The organism is Mesorhizobium humile (assembly GCF_033977215.1).
GTDB classification, from domain to species: Bacteria; Pseudomonadota; Alphaproteobacteria; order Rhizobiales; family Rhizobiaceae; genus Mesorhizobium; species Mesorhizobium humile.
Window position 1 is genome coordinate 62024 of record NZ_JAVIIV010000015.1, and the last position, 20180, is coordinate 82203.

The 20180-nt window shown below is 64.2% G+C and carries 20 protein-coding genes; 5 read left to right on the top strand and 15 right to left on the bottom strand.

The features are described 5' to 3' along the window. Positions 1-66: 66 nt before the first annotated feature. Positions 67-645 (bottom strand): TetR/AcrR family transcriptional regulator, encoded by a 579-nt coding sequence (locus RFM52_RS21445; RefSeq protein WP_320296962.1) that lies wholly within the window; start codon positions 643-645, stop codon positions 67-69. Positions 646-739: 94 nt separating this feature from the next. Here RFM52_RS21445 and RFM52_RS21450 point away from each other — a divergent pair, with 94 nt between their 5' ends. Beyond that, complete coding sequence (locus tag RFM52_RS21450; RefSeq protein WP_320296961.1) at positions 740-1648, top strand: SDR family oxidoreductase; 909 nt, start codon at positions 740-742, stop codon at positions 1646-1648. Between the two features lie 59 nt (positions 1649-1707). On the opposite strand, the gene RFM52_RS21455 is transcribed toward RFM52_RS21450, so the two are convergent. Further along, positions 1708-2055, bottom strand: coding sequence for a GFA family protein (locus RFM52_RS21455; RefSeq protein ID WP_320296960.1), 348 nt, complete (start codon positions 2053-2055; stop codon positions 1708-1710). A 118-nt stretch (positions 2056-2173) separates the two neighbouring features. Here RFM52_RS21455 and RFM52_RS21460 point away from each other — a divergent pair, with 118 nt between their 5' ends. Then, entirely contained in the window at positions 2174-3469 is a 1296-nt protein-coding gene (locus RFM52_RS21460) for an amidase (RefSeq protein ID WP_320296959.1), read from the top strand. 243 nt (positions 3470-3712) lie between these two features. On the opposite strand, the gene RFM52_RS21465 is transcribed toward RFM52_RS21460, so the two are convergent. The 4 genes from RFM52_RS21465 to RFM52_RS21480 are packed head-to-tail and all read right to left on the bottom strand — an operon-like array spanning position 3713 to position 7531. Further along, positions 3713-4693: a hydroxyacid dehydrogenase gene (locus tag RFM52_RS21465; protein ID WP_320296958.1), complete on the bottom strand. Its 981-nt coding sequence runs from the start codon at positions 4691-4693 to the stop codon at positions 3713-3715. Positions 4694-4697: 4 nt separating this feature from the next. After that, positions 4698-5414 carry a FadR/GntR family transcriptional regulator gene (locus RFM52_RS21470; protein WP_320216915.1) on the bottom strand — a complete coding sequence of 239 codons (717 nt, stop codon included), beginning with the start codon at positions 5412-5414 and terminating at the stop codon, positions 4698-4700. A gap of 2 nt (positions 5415-5416) precedes the next feature. Then, on the bottom strand, positions 5417-6586 hold the full coding sequence (locus tag RFM52_RS21475) for a mandelate racemase/muconate lactonizing enzyme family protein (RefSeq protein WP_320296957.1): 1170 nt from the start codon (positions 6584-6586) through the stop codon (positions 5417-5419). A 57-nt stretch (positions 6587-6643) separates the two neighbouring features. Then, positions 6644-7531 carry a sugar phosphate isomerase/epimerase family protein gene (locus tag RFM52_RS21480; RefSeq protein ID WP_320230675.1) on the bottom strand — a complete coding sequence of 296 codons (888 nt, stop codon included), beginning with the start codon at positions 7529-7531 and terminating at the stop codon, positions 6644-6646. Between the two features lie 398 nt (positions 7532-7929). Here RFM52_RS21480 and RFM52_RS21485 point away from each other — a divergent pair, with 398 nt between their 5' ends. The 3 genes from RFM52_RS21485 to RFM52_RS21495 all read left to right on the top strand — a co-directional run bounded on the left by RFM52_RS21485 (position 7930) and on the right by RFM52_RS21495 (position 11248). Next, positions 7930-8985: a sugar phosphate isomerase/epimerase family protein gene (locus RFM52_RS21485; RefSeq protein ID WP_320296956.1), complete on the top strand. Its 1056-nt coding sequence runs from the start codon at positions 7930-7932 to the stop codon at positions 8983-8985. A gap of 54 nt (positions 8986-9039) precedes the next feature. Then, complete coding sequence (locus RFM52_RS21490; RefSeq protein ID WP_320296955.1) at positions 9040-10227, top strand: Gfo/Idh/MocA family protein; 1188 nt, start codon at positions 9040-9042, stop codon at positions 10225-10227. Positions 10228-10396: 169 nt separating this feature from the next. Beyond that, complete coding sequence (locus RFM52_RS21495) at positions 10397-11248, top strand: sugar phosphate isomerase/epimerase family protein (RefSeq protein WP_320296954.1); 852 nt, start codon at positions 10397-10399, stop codon at positions 11246-11248. Positions 11249-11404: 156 nt separating this feature from the next. Here RFM52_RS21495 and phnE (RFM52_RS21500) read toward each other — a convergent pair whose 3' ends face one another. The 9 genes from phnE (RFM52_RS21500) to RFM52_RS21540 all read right to left on the bottom strand — a co-directional run bounded on the left by phnE (RFM52_RS21500) (position 11405) and on the right by RFM52_RS21540 (position 20123). Then, positions 11405-12769 (bottom strand): phosphonate ABC transporter, permease protein PhnE, encoded by a 1365-nt coding sequence (gene phnE, locus RFM52_RS21500; protein ID WP_320296953.1) that lies wholly within the window; start codon positions 12767-12769, stop codon positions 11405-11407. Positions 12770-12855: 86 nt separating this feature from the next. Next, the gene (phnE, locus tag RFM52_RS21505; protein WP_320296952.1) at positions 12856-13809 is read right to left on the bottom strand and encodes a phosphonate ABC transporter, permease protein PhnE; all 954 of its coding nucleotides are present in this window, start codon (positions 13807-13809) and stop codon (positions 12856-12858) included. Between the two features lie 56 nt (positions 13810-13865). Then, a complete protein-coding gene (gene phnD / locus RFM52_RS21510) occupies positions 13866-14774 on the bottom strand; it encodes a phosphonate ABC transporter substrate-binding protein (RefSeq protein ID WP_320296951.1) in 909 nt (302 codons plus the stop codon). A 141-nt stretch (positions 14775-14915) separates the two neighbouring features. Beyond that, the gene (gene phnC, locus RFM52_RS21515; protein ID WP_320296950.1) at positions 14916-15773 is read right to left on the bottom strand and encodes a phosphonate ABC transporter ATP-binding protein; all 858 of its coding nucleotides are present in this window, start codon (positions 15771-15773) and stop codon (positions 14916-14918) included. Between the two features lie 173 nt (positions 15774-15946). Continuing rightward, a complete protein-coding gene (locus RFM52_RS21520) occupies positions 15947-16657 on the bottom strand; it encodes a DUF1868 domain-containing protein (protein WP_320296949.1) in 711 nt (236 codons plus the stop codon). Positions 16658-16797: 140 nt separating this feature from the next. Beyond that, positions 16798-17415: a DapH/DapD/GlmU-related protein gene (locus tag RFM52_RS21525; protein WP_320296948.1), complete on the bottom strand. Its 618-nt coding sequence runs from the start codon at positions 17413-17415 to the stop codon at positions 16798-16800. Then, positions 17412-18119, bottom strand: a complete 708-nt coding sequence (gene phnL, locus RFM52_RS21530) for a phosphonate C-P lyase system protein PhnL (RefSeq protein WP_320296947.1) — start codon at positions 18117-18119, stop codon at positions 17412-17414. The genes RFM52_RS21525 and phnL overlap by 4 nt, the downstream gene beginning before the upstream one ends. Before the next feature lie 316 nt (positions 18120-18435). After that, entirely contained in the window at positions 18436-19212 is a 777-nt protein-coding gene (gene phnK / locus RFM52_RS21535; RefSeq protein ID WP_320296946.1) for a phosphonate C-P lyase system protein PhnK, read from the bottom strand. Further along, positions 19209-20123, bottom strand: coding sequence for an alpha-D-ribose 1-methylphosphonate 5-phosphate C-P-lyase PhnJ (locus RFM52_RS21540; protein ID WP_320296945.1), 915 nt, complete (start codon positions 20121-20123; stop codon positions 19209-19211). The genes phnK and RFM52_RS21540 overlap by 4 nt, the downstream gene beginning before the upstream one ends. Between the last annotated feature and the right edge of the window lie 57 nt (positions 20124-20180).

The window sequence follows — 20180 nt, forward strand, 5'->3', positions numbered from 1 at the left end:
ATGACCTTTACCATTGGGCCGATTCAGGCGGGATAGTTAACTCCACATCGTTCTCCGGCGGAATTTTCAAGGGTTTCGAGCCAACGTTGTCGTGGCGGATAGGAAGCGCTTCAGACTGTGCTCGACATAGGCAGTAAGGTCCATGTCATCGGGATCGAAGCTCCACCATAGCAGCGAGCCCTGCCAGTGAGTTGCCATCAGCAGGCCGATGTCGTCCGGAATGCCGCGGACGCCGGCGAAACAATCGGCGAGCATCCTGCCGAGTGCGGCCTTCCAGGCGGCGCCGCGCACCCTGAGAATCGGATCGCGCAGATCCTCGCGCAGGACGAGCAAACCTTCGGCATAGGACTCGATGTCGCCATAGCCGCTCGAGAGAGCGACCAGCAGCTCGACGGCGCCGGCCGGCGTCCTGGGGACGGAGCTCGCCACCTCCTCGGTCTTTCGGTCGAGCCCATCCCAGGCATAGAGCAGGGTGCGCTGCCTCAGCAGCGCCTTGTTCTTGAAGCGCTGCACCAGCGTCGAGCCTGAAAGGCCACTGGCTCGCGCCAGCCTTTCGAAGGTCAACGCTTCCGGGCCGTCGGCATGCATCAGCCGGTACGCGGTTTCCAGCACCTTCTCGTCAGATTGGGTCTTTGGCCGGGTCATCTTGACTCTTATTCATAAACGAATGATCATTTATAAATGAGAGGCGCGGCAAAAGCCAGCCCTCGTTGTGCTGAGTTCAAGTTCGGAGGTTTCAATGACGCTTCAAGGCAAAGTCGCTCTCGTCGCCGGCGCGACGCGCGGCGCGGGCCGCGGAATTGCGGTCGAGCTGGGCGCCGCCGGCGCCACCGTCTATGTCACGGGCCGTACGACGCGCACCCGGCAATCGGACTATCAGCGCCCCGAGACCATCGAGGAGACGGCCGAGCTGGTTGCCGCGCAAGGCGGCAAGGGCATTGCCGTGCAGGTCGACCATCTGATCTCCGAAGAGGTGCAGAAGCTTGTCGCGCGTATCCGCGCGGAGCAGGGCCGCCTCGATATCCTGGTCAATGATGTCTGGGGCGGTGAGAAGCTGTTCGAATGGAACAAGTCCGTCTGGGAGCACAATCTGGACAACGGCCTGCGGCTGCTGCGGCTTGGGATCGACACGCACCTGATAACCGCGCATCACGCGCTGCCGCTGCTGATCGAACAGCCGGGCGGGCTCCACGTCGAGGTCACCGACGGCACCGCCGAATACAATGCCGACCACTACCGGCTGTCGCCCTTCTACGATCTCGCCAAGGTGGCGGTGAACCGCATGGCATGGGCGCACGCCAAGGATCTTGAAAAGCATGGCGCGACGTCTGTCTCGCTGACACCGGGCTGGATGCGCTCGGAGTTGATGCTGGAGACATTCGGCGTTTGGGAAGAGAACTGGCGCGACGCCACAGCCAATGTGCCGCATTTCGTCATATCGGAGACGCCGCGCTTCGTCGGTCGCGCCGTCGTGGCGCTTGCCTCGGATCCGAAGCGCTCACGCTGGAACGGCCAGTCGCTTTCCAGCGGCGGGCTGGCGCAGGTTTATGGCTTTACCGATCTCGACGGCTCGCGCCCCGACGCCTGGCGCTATGTCCCGGAAGTCCAGGACGCTGGCAAGCCGGCCGATGCGACCGGCTACCGATAGAGAAATTCCAGGAAAAGTGCGTAGCGGTTTTCCGTCCGGAATTGCGTAAAAACAAAGCTTCAGGCCGAGCGGCCGTCGAACTCTAAGACTTCGATGCTGGCGATGTCGACATCGTCCAGGCAGTTGATGTTGACATAGGCGGATCGCTCGTCGCCCTGACTGACATCCTCGGCAAACGGATGCATGCCGCAGGTGCGGCAGAAGCGATGCGCGATTTGAGCCTTGCCGAAGGTGTAGCGGCCGAGGTCGTCGCCCCAGGCAACCAGATTGAGCGTCTCATGCGGCACGGCCCACAACAGCGCGCCCTTGCGCCGGCAGATCGAGCAGTTGCAGCGCATGGCCATGCCGAGCTCGCCCTGGACCTCGAACGCCACCTTGCCGCAGTGGCAGCTGCCTTTGTACAGCATCAGCATCTTCCCATCGCTGGCAGGGTGCAAAGGCACGCTTGCCGGGTTATCTCTTTGCCGGCCCAACATCAGGCCGTGCCTAAAAGACGTTGCAACTTTGCAAGGCCCGACATCGAAAATGCAATCCATCCGCGACCGTCTTGAAATCATCCTGTCACGTCTTGCCAATCGCGCGGCCGACGAGAAGGTCTACACGAAGCTCTACACCGAGGCCGCGCGGGCGGCGGCTGACGCATCCGATGCCCGCCGCAAGGCCGGCATCAGCCTTGGGCCGCTCGACGGTCGGATCGTTTCGGTCAAGGACCTGTTCGATGTCGCCGGCGAGCCGACGACAGCCGGGTCGCTGATCCGCGCCGGCGCCGTGCCGGCGACGCGGGACGCGGCGATAGTGCAGAGGCTGCGCCAGGCGGGCGCCGTCATCCTCGGCAAGACGAACATGACCGAGTTCGCCTTCACCGCTATCGGCGACAATCCGCATTACGGCACGCCGGGCAATGCGGCCGATCCCAGCCTCATCCCCGGCGGCTCGTCGTCGGGCGCGGGTGTTGCGGTCGGCGAGGGCACGAGCGACATCTCGATCGGTTCGGACACCGGCGGCTCGGTCCGCATCCCGGCTGCGCTCAACGGCGTCGTCGGCTTCAAGCCGACGGCGAGGCGCGTGCCCTTGGCCGGCGCCTTTCCGCTGTCGATGACGCTGGATTCGATCGGCCCGCTTGCCCGCAGCGTCGCCGATTGCGCGATCGCCGATGCGATCATGGCGGGGCAAGAGCCTGCAGTCCTTCAGCCGATCACGCTCGCCGGCCTGCGCGTCGGCATACCGCGGGGCGTGCTGTTCGGCGACACGCAAGCCGAGGTCGCCGGAGCTTTCGAGACCTGCATCGACAGGATCAGCCAGGCCGGCGCCCGTGCCGCCGACTTGTCCATCGACGATCTCATCGCGGAGATGCGCCTTGCCACCAGGCGTGGCACGATCGCCTCCATGGAAGGCGCCGAAGTGCATGCCGACTGGCTGAAGAGCGACGCGTCCGTGCCAGTCGATCCGCATGTCACCGGGCCATTGTCGCGCGCGCTGGCCATTCCCGCCTCAGCCTATATCCGCACGATCCGCCGTCGCGGCGAGCTTGTGGCGGCCATGGCGGAGCGGCTGGAGGCGGTCGATGTGCTGGCATTGCCGACCGTGCCGATGGTCGCGCCCTCCATTGCTGCCATGGCCGGCGACGAAGCGCTGCGCGACAGCACGGAAGGGCTGCTCTTGCGCAACACGCAGGTCGGCAACCAGTTCGACCTCTGCGCGATCTCGCTGCCGATGCCCGGCACCAGGCTGCCGGCCGGATTGATGCTGGTGGGCAAGCATGGAGATGATCACCGGCTGCTGCGCATTGCCGCCGCGGTCGAGACGCTGCTTGGCCGTTGAGAGAGGCGCGCCGCAAACCGAGGCAAATTGGCGTCAGCGAAATTTGCCGTTGCGTTCCTTCGCGCCCCCCTCTGGCCTGCCGGACAGAGGGGGCGCTGTCCCTCTGTCATCTCTGGCTGCACCGTCGCGATGGTCGCCGGTACTAGAGCGTTTCACCGTTTCACGGAAACGGCGAACCGCTCTATCCCTTTGTTTTTATGCAATTCCGGACGGAAAACCGCTCACACTTTTCCTGGAATTGCTCTAACCGTTGACCGGAAAGCGTCGCCGGTAGTGCTCGATAACTTCCGGATTGCGCAGGTTGACCGGCAGTTTGCCGGCCAGCACCAGCAGCGCCTCGCCGGCGGCGCCGACGCCCATGCGCATCATCGATTCCTGGGTGATGCCGGCCATATGCGGAGTGACGATGACGTTGTCGAAGCCGAAATAGGGATGGTTCGACGGCAGCGGCTGCGTGGAAAAGACGTCGAGCGCGGCACCGCCAATGCGGCCTTCTCGCAAGGCTTCGATCAGCGCCTCGTCGTCCACCACCGGGCCGCGCGAGACATTGATCAGCAGCGCATTGGGTTTCATGCGGGCGATGCGCTCGCGGCTGATCAGGCCGCGCGTCTCCTCCGTCAGCGGGCAGCAGAGCACGATGATATCGCTCTGCTCGACAAGCGCGTCGATCGACAGGAAGCCGACGCGCTCGGGCGCCGGGCGCAGGCTGCGCGTGGTCGCCACGACATTGAGGTCGAAGCCGTGCGCGGCGATATGGCCGACGGCCTGGCCGACCGCGCCGAGGCCGACAATGCCGATCGTCTTGCCGGCAAGCTCGCTGGTCGAATTGGCATGCTCGCGCCCGGCAAGCCAGCCCTTGGCGCGCAGGTCGCGGTCCATCACACGGAAGCGCCGCGAGAGCGCGAGGGCGGTGAACATCACATGCTCGGCGACCGAGCGGGCATTGACGGCGGGCACGTTGGCCACCAGCACGCCGGCGGCGGTCGCGGCTTCGACCGGGATCATGTCCAGCCCGGCGCCGTGGCGGATCGCGGCGCGCAGGCTCGAAGCACCGGCAAACAGCCCCGGCGGCAGCAGCGCGCGCACGATGACGATGTCGGCGTCCCGGGCCTCAACGGTCAGCGTCCTGGGATCGAGCGCGGAAGCGACCACAAGCTGGCCGGCGCCGGCCAGCATGGCCGTGGCGCGAGGATGCAGCGGATGCGTCGACAGGATCTTGCGCATGAGCTCAAGCTTTCTCGAGCGCCGCGCCTTTCGGCTCCATTCCGCGGCCTTCGATGATCCCCTTCCAGTAGCTCTCGGCGCCCTGCAAATGAGCATTCATCAGGGCCTGGGCGAGATTGCCGTCGCGGCGCAAAAGCGCCTCGTAGATCTGGATATGCTCGGCATGCGAGCGCACGCTGCGTTCGGGATCGTTGAAATAGATCGGCAGGCGCTGCTCGCCCATCAGGTAATAGACGCTGCAGATGTTGTGGAAGACGCTGTTCTTGGTGGCGCGCACGATCTCGAGGTGGAACTCGCGGTCCTCCTTGGCGAGGCCTTCGCCGGCGGCGATGCGCTCTTCCGAGGCTTTCAGGATCTCGCGCAGGCGTTCGAAGTTCTCTTCCGTGGCGCGCGAGCAGGCAAGCTCGGCCGCCTTGATCTCGTGGATCTTGCGCAATTCGACCGTCTCGTAGATCTGCACCGGATCGAGCGGCAGGCCCGCGCGCGCGAACAGGGCCAGCGCCTCGACGCTCGCCTGCTTGGTGTCGATGTAGATGCCGGACTTGGCGCGCCGCTCGACGATGCGCATGGCTTCCAGGATGGCGAGCGCTTCGCGGATCTGGCCGCGGCTGACGCCGAAATGTTCCGCCAGCTCGCGCTCCGAGGGCGTGCGGCCGGACTCCTTGTCCGAGTTGGAGAAGAGATAGGCGGCGAGTTCCGCGAGAAGGTTCTTTTCTTTCATCGTCAAATACGTTGCGCGTGCGCCTCCAGGAATCGCTCGGAGATGGTGAATCCCAATCCAGGCTTTTCAGGGATCGCTATCATACCGTCCTTCGCTTCGACAGTCTCCTCGACAAGGTCGTGGATCATTGGATTGGCGCCGAGCGAATATTCGATGATGAAGGAGGCGGGCGATGCGGCACACACGTGCAGCCCGGCAAAGAAGCAGGGCGCGCCGGCCCACAGATGCGGCGCGAAGCGCAGGTTGAAGGCGCTGGCGATGGTGCCGATCTTCATCGCCTCGCTGATGCCGCCGCAAAACGCCGGATCCGGCTGGAAGATGTCGGCGGATTTCAGCACCGCCAGATCGCGGAAGGCGTAGCGCGTCGCCTCGCTTTCGCCGGTGGCGATCGGCGTAGAGCCGGAGGCGCGCACTTCGGCCATGCCCGGCTTGTCGTCGGCGATCACCGGTTCCTCGAACCAGGCAAGGTCGAGATCGGCGGTGAGCTTGATGAAGCGCTTGGCCTCGGCGACGGTGTAGGTGCCATGCGCGTCGACCATCAGCTCGACATCCGGGCCGATCGCCTGCCTTGCGGCGCGCACGCGCGCGGCCGAAACATGCGGGGCGCCGTCCATGGCGCCGACGCGCATCTTCAGCGCCTTGAAGCCGCCCTTGGCGATGTAGGATTGCAACTGTTCGCCGATCGCGTCGGCGGCGGCCCAGCCGCCCGAGGCATAGGCCTGCATGCGCTCGACCTTGCGGCCGCCGAGCAGCCGCCACACCGGCTGCCCCAGCGACTTGCCGAGAATATCCCAGAGCGCGATATCGACGGCGCTGATCGCCGCCACGCTCATGCCGCGCCGCGCCAGCTGCGGCATGGCATGGCCGGCATGCGCCGCCGTCTCATGCCGCACGCCGTTGTAGAGAATTTCCCAGATGATGCCGATATCGGCCGGATCGCGGCCGATGAGCTGCGGGCCGACCTCGTGGTTCAGCATGTGCACGAGCGCGCCATAGCTGCCGGCGCTGCCGGCGGCGTTCTTGCCCTCGCCCCAGCCGACCAGGCCGTCATCGGTCTCGATGCGCAGAATGGCGGCGTCGAACGTCGTCACCTGACCGAAGTCGCTGCGATGCTGCTTCGCGACTTCGATCGGGATACGAACCCACCAGGCCTGGACGCTTTTGATGCGCATGTGTTCCCTTCGGCCCCTCCGCCCCGCCGGGCGGAAGAATAGGTTTCAATCGGAGGTCTACTTGATCAGCGGCAGCAGCGTTTCAGCGGTGATGCGCATCTGGTCGGTGTAGAATTTCTCCGTGAGCACGCTGGAGCCGTGGTCCTGGATGAATTTGAGCTGCTCGGGCGAGATGTCGACCGGATTGCGCTCGACCATCTCCGGATAGGGCGCGGCCGGCGTGCGGTCGACGGGCGCGACGAATTCGTTGGTCAGCGCGCCGTCATAGCCGACTTCCTTCAGCGTGCGCACGATCTTCGGCCAGTCGATCTGGCCAAGGCCGGCGGCGAAGCGGTTGTTGTCGGCGACATGGAAGTCGAACAGGCGCTTTCCGACCTGACGGATGGCGTCGTAGACGTTAAATTCCTCCATGTGGATATGGTAGGCATCGAGGCAGACGCCGCATTCGGGGCTCACCGCATCGGCGAGCGCCAGCGCCTGGGCGCCGCGGTTGAAGAGATAGGTCTCGAAGCGGTTGAGCGGCTCGACGGCGATCCTGACGCCGACCTTCTTGGCATGGGTGAAACACTCGCGCGTGGCGTCGACCACCCAGCCCCATTCTTCCGCCTCGGTGCCGTCCGGCACCACCTTGCCGACGGTCGCGGGCACCAGCGTGATGATCTCGCCGTCGAGCTCGCTCACCATGGTGAGCACGTCCTTGACGTATTTGACCGAACGCTCGCGCTGGCCCTGGTCCTTGGCGGCGAGGTTGCGCTCGCCCAGCATCAGCGTCACCGAACCCCAGCAGCGGATGCCGTGCTCCTTGAGCAGCGCGCGCGTCTCCTTGGTCTTGTACTGCTCGGGCTCACCGGAAATCTCGATCGATTCGTAGCCGAATTTCTTGATGCGCTTGAGCGTCACCTCCAGTGGCTCCGCCCGCATCCAATTGTGCGTCGAAAGATGCATGGTCTATCCTTCCCAGAATTCGCCAGTCACATTTACCCCGCGACGCCTCCGACCGAAGCGGTCGCATGATTCCTCCCCAAGGCACTGCCAGCATTTTCCTCGAAACTGGTTCGACCAATTGGGTTCACCATGACCTCTACAGCAAATTTTCATGCGCGGCAAGAAGTGGCCATCGGAGGCCGGACCGGCCGTGTAATTTCATGATTTAATAAGACAATTTCCCCTCGTGAGCCGTAAAGTGGCGCCTTCCCAGGGGTTTTCGACCGCTTGACCGACCCAAGGGATTTGGTAATACCAGAATGACGCAGTGCGTAGACGCCGGTGAGATTGACCAAACAGACTGGTCCTCGCTCCAATCGGCGCTATGCTTGGTCGTGAAAACAAAGAGGAGGATGCCGATGCCGACGACGATGAAGGGCCCCGGCCTGTTTCTGGCGCAGTTCGCGGGCGACGCCGCACCGTTCAATTCACTGGCTTCGATCACCAAATGGGCGGCAGGCCTGGGCTACAAGGGCGTGCAGATCCCGACCTGGGACGGACGCCTGTTCGACCTGAAGAAGGCGGCGTCGTCGAAGGCCTATTGCGACGAGGTGAAAGGCACCTGCGCCGAGGCTGGCGTCGAGATCACGGAATTGTCGACGCATCTGCAGGGCCAGTTGGTGGCTGTGCATCCAGCCTACGATGCACAGATGGACGGCTTCGCGCCGCCATCGGTGCACAACAATCCCAAGGCGCGGCAGGAATGGGCCGTCGAACAGATGAGGTTCGGCGCCAAGGCATCGCGCAATCTCGGGCTGAATGCCTCGGTATCTTTCACCGGCTCGTTGGCGTTCCCTTACCTCTATCCCTTCCCGCAACGGCCGGCGGGGCTGATCGAGGAAGCCTTCGGCGAACTCGGCAAACGATGGAAGCCGATCCTCGATGTCTATGAGGAAAACGGCGTCGATGTCGGCTACGAGATCCATCCTTCGGAGGATGTGTTCGACGGCGCGACCTTCGAGATGTTCCTCGACGCGGTCGGCGGCCACAAGCGCTGCAACATCAACTACGACCCGTCGCATTTCCTGTTGCAGCAGCTCGACTATCTCGAGTTCATCGACATCTATCACGAGCGCATCAAGGCGTTCCACGTCAAGGACGCCGAGTTCAACCCGACCGGGCGGCAAGGCGTCTATTCCGGCTACCAGGGTTGGGTGAACCGGGCGGGCCGCTTCCGTTCGCTGGGCGACGGACAGGTGGATTTCAGCGGCATCTTTTCCAAGCTCACCCAGTACAATTACGATTCCTGGGCGGTGCTGGAATGGGAGTGCTGCCTGAAACATCCCGAGGACGGCGCCGCCGAAGGCGCACCCTTCATCCAGCACCATATCATCCGGGTGACGGAGAAGGCCTTCGACGATTTCGCCGCCGGTACAACGGACAAGAAGCTGCTGCGGGCGATGATGGGGATTTGACACGACTTCGCCTCCCGCCGAGGGAGGTACATCCAAGACACGAGGGAGACAGGCATGGTCGGCGCATCGAAGTCGGAAGCGGGAGGCGGCCCGATCCGCTACGGCATGGTCGGCGGCGGGCAGGGCGCCTTCATCGGCGCGGTGCATCGCATCGCGGCGCGCATGGACAACGATTTCGTGCTGGTGGCCGGCGCGCTGTCGTCGGATCCGGCGCGGGCCAAGGCATCGGCCGAAGAACTCGGACTCGATCCCGCGCGCAGCTACGGCTCCTATGCCGAGATGGCCAAGGCCGAAGCCAAGCGTCCCGACGGCATCGAGGCGGTGGCGATCGTCACGCCCAACAATGTGCATGTGCCGGCGGCCAAGGCCTTCCTCGAGGCCGGCATCCACGTCATCTGCGACAAGCCGCTGGCCACCTCGCTGGCCGAGGCGAAGAAGCTCGCGGCGCTGGTCGAGAAGACCGGCAAGGTGTTCGTGCTCACCCACAATTACACCGCCTATCCGATGATCCGGCAGGCGCGCGAGATGGTGGCCAAGGGCCAGCTCGGCGACATCCGCATCGTGCAGTCGGAATATCCGCAGGACTGGCTGACCGAGGATCTCGCCGCGACCGGCCAGAAGCAGGCCTCCTGGCGCTCCGACCCCAAGCAAGCCGGCGCCGGCGGCGCGCTGGGCGACATCGGCACGCATGCCTATAATCTTGCCCGCTTCGTGTCCGGGCTGGAGCTGGATTCCTTGTCGGCCGATCTCGACGCCTTCGTGCCGGGCCGCCAGCTCGACGACAATGTCAACGTCATGCTGCGCTTCAAGCCGGTCGGCAACAAGCATCCGGCCAAGGGCATGATCTGGGCGAGCCAGGTGGCGCCAGGCCACGAGAACGGGCTGAAGCTGCGTGTCTACGGCTCCAGGGGCGGGCTGGAATGGGTGCAGGCCGATCCGAACTATCTCTGGTACACGCCGTTCGGTCAGCCGAAGCAGCTGCTCACCCGGGCCGGCGCCGGCGCGATGCCGGTCGCGGCGCGCGTCAGCCGCGTGCCGTCCGGCCATCCGGAAGGCTATCTCGAGGGTTTTGCCAACATCTACCAGGAGGCCGCCCGGGCCATCCGCGCCGCGCGCCGGAAGGGCGGCAAGCCGACCAAGGATGTGGTCTTCCCGACGATCGCGGACGGTGTCGAGGGCATGGCCTTCATCGAGGCCTGCGTGAAGTCGTCGAAGAAGAATGGGGCGTGGACGAAACTGTAGGGGGGACGATATTCAGGTGAGGCCGGCCTGCAAACGGCGGCTTCCTGCGCTTCCGGTGCTCACGTACTTCAAGTACGCTCCGCTCCGGTTCTCGGAATCCGTCGTTTTCGACTCGGCCTGACCTGAATCTCATCACCCCTTGATCGAAGGTGATGAGGGGGGAGGGTCGATGAAAATCGGCATGTGCATGTTCTTGTGGACGACCAGCGTCTCGAAGAAGCACGAGGCGCTGCTGAAGGACATCAAGGCGACCGGCTTCGACGGCGTCGAGATACCGGTCTTCGTCGGGGCGCCCGACGACTACAAAAGGCTCGGCGAGATGCTCGACCGCATCGGCCTGGAGCGAACCGCTGTCTCTGCGATGGGCGATCCGGCGATGAACCTGATCTCGCCGGATGCCGCGACGCGCAAGGCCGGCATCGACTATATGAAATGGGCGATCGACTGCAGCTCAGCCCTCGGGGCGGACCGGCTCAGCGGGCCGCTGCATTCGACGCTCGGCGCCTTTTCCGGCAGCGGGCCGACTTCCGCCGAAAAGAAGCGCTCGATCGCCTCGCAGCGCGCCATCGGCGACCATGCCGGCAAGAAGGGCGTAACGATCGGGCTGGAGGCGCTCAACCGCTTCGAATGCTATCTCGTCAACACCATGGCCGACCTGTCGGAGCACATCGACGCGATCGATCGGCCGCACATCAAGGCGATGTACGACACTTTCCACGCCAACATCGAGGAGGCCGACCCGATCGGCGCCTATACGAAGCATCGCCGAAACGTCGTCCATATCCATATTTCGGAGAACGACCGCGGCGTGCCGGGGCGTGGCAACATCCCGTGGAAGGAAACGTTCTCCGCCATCCGCCGGAGCGGTTACGACGACTGGCTGACCATCGAGTCGTTCGGCCGCTCGCTGAAGGATCTGGCGGCGGCGACCAAGGTGTGGCGGGATTTCGCCGAGAGCCCGGAGGCGGTTTATCGCGAGGGGTACAGGCATATCAGGAATGGGTGGAAGAAGGCCGCTTAGGTGCACCGATATTCAGGTGAGGCCGGCCTGCAAATGGCGGCCTCCTGCGCTTCCGGTGCTCACGTACTTCAAGTACGCTCCGCTCCGGTTCTCGGACGCCACCATTTTCGACTCGGCCTGACCTGAATCTCGGTACACCCTCGTGCGCTGAGCTTATCAACCCCGCTCTGCCTGCAGCCTGTTGTAATCATGCAGCGTGCGGCTCAGCCTGCGGCGCAGGAAGTTCGAGATGTTGTCGAAGATGAAGACGACGAGCAGCGTCAAAAGCACCATATAGAAGACGTTGGCCCAGTTCGAATTGGTGCGCATCGCTTCCCATAGTTTCAGGCCGATGCCGCCGGCGCCGACGGCGCCGATGATGGTCGCGCCGCGGGTGTTGGATTCCCACTGGTAGAGCGTCTGGCTGATGAAGACCGGCACCACTTCCGGCAGCACGCCGTAGCGCTGCACCAAAATGCCGTTGGCGCCGGTCGAGAGCACGCCTTCGCGCGGCTTGTCGTCGATGTTCTCCAGCGCCTCGGAATAGGTTTTGCCCAATGTGCCGATCTCGGTGAAGAAGATCGCGGCGCTGCCGGCCAGCGGTCCGGGGCCGAAGGCACGGGTGAAGAACAGCGCCCAGATCAGCATGTCGACCGAGCGCATGAAATCGAAGAAGCGTTTCAGCACCTGGCTGAGCAGCCCGCTCGGCGTGATGTTGCGGGCGGCGAAGAAGGCGAGCGGGAAGGCGACGATGCCGCCGAGCAGTGTGCCCAGGAACGCCATGACGATGGTCTGCAGGAGCTTCGTCCAGACATCGCCGTGCTGCCACTGGGCGTTGTTCCAGATGTTGTCGGCGGCCAAGGCGAGGTTGGACGTGCCGGGCTGAAGCTCAGGCCCCGAGACGATCAGCGAGATGACCTCGCCGGCCGGTTTGCCGAAGAAGGGCGAGCGCGTGTCGAAGACGAAATTGGCCCAGCCGAGGAAGCGCTTGCGCACCTTGACGCGGTCAACGGTGACGCGCACCTCGCCGGCAAAGCCCATCTTGGCGACAATCTCGTCGTCATGGACGGTCACCCAGTCGGGCACCGGACCTGTGACCACCGGCTTGCCGCCGGTCAGCGTTATCGGCACGGTCACGCCATTGGCCGTGATCGTCGCCCTGGTCTTGTCGAAGGTGACGGATTTCGCGTCGCCGTCGATCTGAACCGTGAAGGTGCCGTCGGGGTTCTTGACCACCCAATCGGGATCGGGGTTCTCGCCGAGCGCCGAGAAGCGCGGATATTTCGGCGTGATCTCCGACTGGTCGAGCCGGAATTCCGGCTGCAGGTCGTAGCTGATCCATTGCGACAGGAAGAGCGGCAGGCGTTCCCAATGCGACTCGCGCAGCACCTGCGGCAGGCTGAAGAACCACAAGGCATAGGCGAGGTAGAGCACCGTGCCGGCGATCAGCAGCAGCGGCCAGAAGCGCTTGTAGACAGGACGCTGGAAGATCAGCGGATGGCGATCTTCGATGGCGCTCGGTTCGGAGGCGGTCATTGCCATGGCTTACTCTTTGCTCCTGACCATGATCTTGTCCGAAAACCGGCGTCCACTTTTCGCTAACGCGGTCCTTCGGTTCGGGATCATGGTCACGCGCTCATCAGGAAAGCTTGCTCGCCGACGAGCTTGCGGCGCAGCCAGGCGGAGAACTGGTCGACGAGGAAGATGGTGACGAAGAGCAGGAGCACCAGCGCCAGGGTCTTGGCACCGAAGCCGCGCGAGATCGAAAGCTTCAGCTCCTCGCCGATGCCGCCGCCGCCGACCGCGCCCATGATGGTCGAGATGCGCACGTTGATCTCGATCCTGAGCAGCGTGTAGGACATGAAATTGGGCAGCACCTGCGGCAGGTCGGCGAAGCGCACGCGCTCGAACCAGTTGGCGCCGACCGCGCGCAGGCCCTCCTCCGGGCGCATGTCGATGTTCTCATTGATCTCGTAGAACAGCTTGCCCAGCGCGCCGATCGAATGCAGGCCGATGGCGATGATGGCGGCGACCGGGCCGATCGAGACGATGGCCGCGAACAGGCCGGCGATGACGATCTCCGGGAAAGCGCGCAGCAATTCCATGAAACGCTTGACGACAAGCCGCAGGATCGGGTTCGGCGTCAGGTTGCGCGCGGCGATGAAGGAGAACGGAACGGCGCAGACGAAGCCGATGAAGGTGGAGACCAGCGCGACGTTCACCGTGGTCAGCATCAGCTCGAAATATTCGGGAATGTAGAGGCCGCCCCAGACATAGACGCGGCCGAGCGGGAAGTTGAATTCCTGCGTGCCCTTGTCGTTGGGCGAGGCGATGTCGAACAGCGCGCGCCAGACGTCGTTCCAGTCCTTCGGGACCAGCCAGCTCAGGAAATCCAGAAGATGCGGCAGCCGGTCGAAGAAATGGCCGGCATTGGCCTCGTCGGCGAACCACATGGTGGCGCACATGGCGATGAGCAGCAGACCGACGCCAAGCGCGGTGTAGAAGCGGCGCAACGAGGTCTGGCGCCGCCAGGCGTCCGCCTGTTGCTTTGTCGCGTCGGAATGGAGTGTCGCTGATGTCATGATGTGGACATGCAAAAAGGGCGGCGTTTCGAACGCCGCCCTTTTTCCTGTTGCCGTTAACCGCCGATCGCCGCTTTGCGGGCTTCGACGATGACGCTGTAGAAGTCCGGCTTCACCGGCACGTAGCCGGTGAAATCGCCGCCCTCGACGCCTTCGAAGCAGGCCTTGTCCTTGGCCGGCAGGCCGGTGAAGAAGGCGGTCAGCTTGGCGGTCATGTCGTCGCCGAGCGCGGTGCGCACGACCAGCGGGCCGTTCGGGATCAGGCCCGAGCGCCAGACTTCGACGAAGTCGTTCGGGTCGACGGCGCCCTTGGCGACTTCCTTGTGGAAGGTGCCTGAGGTGTAGCCGTTCTTGAAGTCGCCGATGCCCGAGGAATCGTCCACGGCAACGTCGACCTTGCCGTCGCGCACGGCGAGCACGTTGTTCTCATGGCCGCCGTTGAACTGGGTCGAGGCAAAGTAGGTCTCGTTCGAAGCACCGGTGTCCTTCGGAATCTGGGTCAGCGGGATCAGGTAACCCGAGGTCGAGTCCGGATCGGCGTAGCCGAGCTTCTTGCCCTTGGCCGACTTGATGTCGGTGATGCCGGAGGTCTTCAGCGCCAGGCCGATCGAATAATAGCCGGTCGAGCCGTCGGTCTGCTTGGTGGTGAGGATCGGGGTGACGGCCTTCGGGTCCTTGAGATAGACGCTGGCATAGCCGGAGGCACCGAGCTCGGCGAAGTCGAGCGTGCCGCCGAGCAGGCCCTGGATGACGCCGTCATAGTCGGCGGCCGGGAACAGCGACACCTTCTCGAAGCCGAATTCCGACTTCAGGTGGTCGGCGAGGCACTGGTAGTTGCGCAGGCGGTCGGTCTCGTTCTCGCCGCCGAGGATGCCGACGCGGAATTCCTTGATGTCAGCGGCGTGCGCGGCGCTTGCCGCCATGGCGAGCAGCGAAACTGCTCCAAAAACCATCTTTCTGAACATTTCGATCTCTCTCCTGTTGTTCCGGCTGCGCGCCGGCGGCGTTCTGATTTTTCAAGTCTTGCCGTTGACGCTGGCGGGCGATCCGGGTTGCTCTGCTGAAATCCACGATTTGCCCGGACCGAATGGGCCAGGGCGGTGGGCTCAGTAGCCAGGAAAGGCTGGTTCGAGCGGTCCGGCGGATGCGGTGATCTTCGGCTTGATGGTCACGCTGGTCGACGTGATGGCCTCGGAGATCTCGGCGCCGCTGGCATCGGCGCCATAGACCGTGCGCACGGCGTTGCGGTCGAGGTCTTCCGGGGCGCCGTCGAAGACGACCTTGCCGGCGGCCATGCCGATGATGCGGGTGCAATAGGCGCGCGCGGTGTCCAGCGTGTGCAGATTGGTGACGACGGTGATGCCTTCGCGCAGGTTGATGTCGCGCAGCGAGTCCATCACCACCTTGGCGTTGAGCGGGTCGAGCGAGGCGATCGGCTCGTCGGCCAGAAGTACTTTCGGCTGCTGCATCATGGCGCGGGCTATCGCGACTCGCTGCTGCTGGCCGCCGGACAGCGTGCCGGCCGGCTGCAGCGCGGTGCGGGCGATGTCGAGGCGCTCGAGCGCGGCCACCGCCTCGGCGCATTCGGTGCGCGTGAACATGCCGAGCAGGTTGGAGACCGTCGAGCGGTGGTTGAGGCGGCCGAGCAGCACGTTGGTCAGCACGTCCAGACGCGGCACGAGGTTGAACTGCTGGAAGATCATGGCGCAGTCGCGCTGCCAGCGGCGCAACGGCGAACCCTGCAGGCTGGAGACCTCGGCGCCGTCAAAAAAAATCGACCCCTGGCTGGGATCGATGAGACGATTGATCATACGCAAAAGCGTCGACTTGCCGGCGCCCGAGCGGCCGATGATGCCGACCATCTGACCGCGCGGGATCGAGATGTTGATGTCGCTGACGGCGGTATTCTTGCCAAATCGTCGGGTTACGCCGCGGATTTCGAGCGTGGCCGATGATGCTGACATACCAAAACTCCAGTCCGTCGCGCTTTTGCAGGTCTGTTAAGCTTCGCTAGCGCAGGCCGATGAAGCTGCGGTGTCGGATTGATGTCAGTTTTGTTACGAGTCACAGGCCATCCTTGTTCATGCATGTCGTTACCCCAAAATCGCCGCGCACTTTTGGGCGACATGCATCCGGATCAACCAAGCACCAGCAATTCCTCGAAATGCTTCATGTCCTTGAAACTGCAGAAGGCCGGGGGCCTGAGCTCGATCACGGGAGCTTCGCGATCGAGGAATGACGGGCAGTCGTCGAACAGGTCCTGCCAGGCTGCCGCCTGTTCGTCGGCGAGACGGCGGATCTGGTAGGCGAAGGTGATGTGGAAGACATAAGTGTCGTGGTCCGGATGGCGGTAGCCGAACGGCACTGACAGCGCGTCGCGCCAGGCTTTCATCGCAAGCCGGTCTTCCTCTGTGGCGCCCGCAACCGTCAGGCCGGTCGGCACCACTTCGACAATTTTGACGCTGAACGCGCCGCGGCCTTCGAAACCCTGTAGGCGGTCGAGATAGAGCTGGGTCATGTCGTCGATGCTCGTATCGAGCGGCGCGTCGGACGGCCAGTAGGGAAGGCGCCGCCGATACTCGATGATGCCCTGGAACAGCGTCATGTGCAGGCTGGAGATCGGCGTGAAGGCGAGGCGATCCGCGTCGGGCATGGCGCGGATGCGCTCGCGCACCTCGATGATGGCAGCTTGCGAAGGCGAGCCTTCGACCAGATGGCAGACGACGGTGTTGCCGGGCTCGACGAGGAAGTTGCCAGCCGTGTCGTAACGGGTGCCGAGATGGGTGGGCGGCGTCGGATTGGTGCCTTCGAAAAACCCGGCGAGCGAAGGTCTGATCGTGTCGAGCATGGCGATCTCCTGGGGGAGATGGCGTCCTGTCCGAGTCATGTGTCAAGGGTATGAATGGTGAATGGTGAATGGTGAATGGTGAATGGTGGGAAGAAGAGCTTCGTTGCCATTCACTATTGACCATTCACCATTCACGATCTTCAGCCGCCATATTTCTCCAGAAACGCCTCGGCCTCCAGCTCGCGAAAATCATCCAGCGCGGCGCGCAGGCGGGCGTGGTCCCAATCCCACCATGCAAGCGCCTGGTAGCGCTCGGCGGTGCGGCGGTCGAAACGCTCGCGGATCGGCTTTGCCGGCACGCCGCCGACGATGGTGTAGGGCGCGACGTCTTTCGACACCACGGCGCCGGCGCCGACAGCCGCGCCGTCGCCGACGGTGACGCCGGGCAGGACGGTCGAGCCGTGGCCGAGCCAGGTGTCGTGGCCGATGATGACGCGCCTGGCGCGGCGCTGGGCAAAGAACTCGCTTTCATGCTCGGCGTCATCCCAATAGTCGGAGGCGCGGTAGGTGAAATGGTGCAGCGTCGGCCGCCAGGTCGGGTGGTTGGTGGCATTGAGGCGAACGCTCGCCGCGATGTTGGAGAACTTGCCGATGGTCGCGCACCACACGGCACAGTCCTGCATCATGTAGGAATAGTCGCCGAGCTCGCATTCGGCGACGCGGCAGCGCTCGGCGATTTCGGTCCAGCGGCCGAGGGTCGAGTTTTCGACCTGCGCCGTCGGATGGATCAGCGGCGCCTCCGAAAGTTTTTTGCTCATGCAGCGATCTTCCCTGCGGCAAAGGCAGTGACATCGATGACGCGGTCGGCGACGGCGTCGCGCACGTCGAGGTCGTGGAAGATGCCGAGCAGGGCAACGCCCGCCGCCTTCTTTGCGGCGATGAGCTCGACCACGACATCGCGGTTCCTGGCATCAAGCGAGGCGGTGGGCTCGTCAAGCAGCAGGATTGGATGCTCGGTGATGAAGCCGCGTGCGATGTTGACGCGCTGTTGCTCGCCGCCCGAGAAGGTCGCGGGCGGCAAGGCCCAGAGCTTTTCCGGCAGGTTGAGCTGTGCCAACAGCGAACGCGCCTTCGCCCGCGCGCTTTCCCTGTCCTCGCCGCGCTCGGCCAGCGGTTCGGCGACGACGTCGAGCGCGGAAACGCGCGGCACGGTGCGCAGGAACTGGCTGACATAGCCGATGGTGTGGCGGCGCACGGAAAGGACGGTGCGTGGGCTGGCGGAGGCGAGGTCAATCAGGCCGCCGCCATGCTGGACGATGATCTGGCCTTCGTCGACGGCGTAGTTGCCATAGAGCATCTTCAGGATCGAGCTTTTTCCAGCACCCGACGGACCGCCGAGCACGGCGCATTCGCCGGCGCGGATCGAGAAGGAGACACCCGTCACCACCGGCAGTGTGACGCCATCGCGCAGATGCATGGTGAAGCTTTTGGCGACGTCGGAAACGACGAGAGGGGTGGGCATTAGAAGGTGCTCCGGTTGTCGTGTGTCGGCGGGAGGGTACAGCCCTTTCTCCCCGTCACTATACGGGGAGAAATGTCCGGCAGGACAATGAGGGGCAGCGCCGGAGCCCGGCTGAGGAGTCGCTCTGCGCAAACCGAAGCTAACGGGGCGAGGTTGGCGTCCACGGCGCGCCTTCTCGCCAAGTCAGCGCCGCCCCTCATCGCCCTGCCGGGTACTTCTCCCCGTATAGTGACGGGGAGAAGGGGCTGTGTCGGGCGGTTTCGCCAATCTCCAAAGTTCAATGAATAGCCTGAAAGAGGGTGACCCGGCGCCATCATCACACCTGCAAAATCGAGGAAACAAGCAACTGCGTGTAAGGCGCGCGCGGATCGTCGAGCACGCGGTCGGTGAGGCCGCTTTCGACGACGCGGCCGTCCTTCATCACCATCATGCGCTGCGACAGCAACCGCGCCACGGCGAGGTCGTGGGTGACGACGATCGCGGCAAGGCCGAGATCGGTCACCAGCCCGCGCAACAGATCGAGCAGGCGTGCCTGCACCGAGACGTCGAGGCCGCCGGTCGGCTCGTCCATGAACACCAGCCGCGGGCCGGTGACCAGGTTGCGGGCGATCTGCAGGCGTTGGCGCATACCGCCGGAAAAGGCGCGCGGCTCGTCGTCGATGCGGTCCTCGTCGATCTCGACACGCGACAGCCAGTCGACGGCGGTGGCGCGGATTTTGCCGTAGTGGCGGTCGCCGACCGCCATCAGCCGTTCACCGACATTGGCGCCGGCCGATACCGTCATGCGCAGTCCGTCCGCCGGGTTCTGATGGACGAAACCCCAGTCGGTGCGCATCAGGAAGCGGCGCTCGGCCTCGCTCATGCGGTAGAGCTCGCGCCACTGGCCGTCGCGCATGCGGTAGCTGGCCGTGCCGGACGAAGGCAGCAGCCGGGTCGACAGGCAGTTGAGCAGCGTCGTCTTGCCGGAGCCGGACTCGCCGACCACCGCCAGCACCTCGCCCGGCCAGAGGTCGAAGGAGACATTCTCGCAGCCGACGCGCGAGCCGTAGAACTTGGACAGCGCGGAGACGCGCAGCAGCGGTTCGTCGCTCATTTAGCCGGCTCCGTTTTCTCGGCGGGGTGGGTCTTGGGGGCAAGATGGGTCTCGGGGGCAAGGTGACCGTGATGGCCATCGTCGCGCCGCTTTTCGCAGTGGTCGGTGTCCGAGCAGACGAACATGTGGCCGCCATGGTCGTCGAGGATGACCTCGTCGAGATAGACATTTTCTGCGCCGCACAGCGCGCAGGGCTGGTCGAAGGTCTGCACCTCGAAAGGATGATCCTCGAAATCGAGGCTCACCACATCGGTGAAGGGCGGCACCGCATAGATGCGCTTCTCGCGGCCGGCGCCGAACAGCTGCAGGGCAGGCGAGCGGTGCATCTTCGGATTGTCGAATTTGGGCGTCGGCGAGGGGTCCATCACATAGCGGCCCTCGACCTTGACCGGATAGGCGTAGGTGGTGGCGATGCGGCCGTGCTTGGCGATGTCCTCGTAGAGCTTCACATGCATGAGGCCGTATTCCTCCAGCGCATGCATTTTTCGCGTTTCGGTCTCGCGCGGCTCGAGGAAGCGCAGCGGCTCGGGGATCGGCACCTGGAAGACCAGCACCTGGCCCGCCGTCAGCGGATGCTCGGGGATACGGTGGCGGGTCTGGATGATGGTCGCCGTCGCGGTTTCGGTGGTCACGGCGACCTTGGCGACCTTCTTGAAGAAGGCGCGGATCGAGACGGCGTTGGTGGTGTCGTCGGCGCCCTGGTCGATGACCTTCAGCACGTCATCCGGGCCGATGATCGAGGCGGTGACCTGGACGCCGCCGGTGCCCCAGCCATAGGGCATCGGCATCTCGCGCGAGGCGAAAGGCACCTGGTAGCCGGGAATGGCGATGCCCTTCAGGATGGCGCGACGGATCATCCTTTTGGTCTGCTCGTCGAGATAGGCGAAGTTGTAGGTGGCGATGTCGGTCATGGCGATCACGTCCGCTTCGTGCTAGGGATTTGGCGCCAAAGAGGCGGGAGGGCGCCC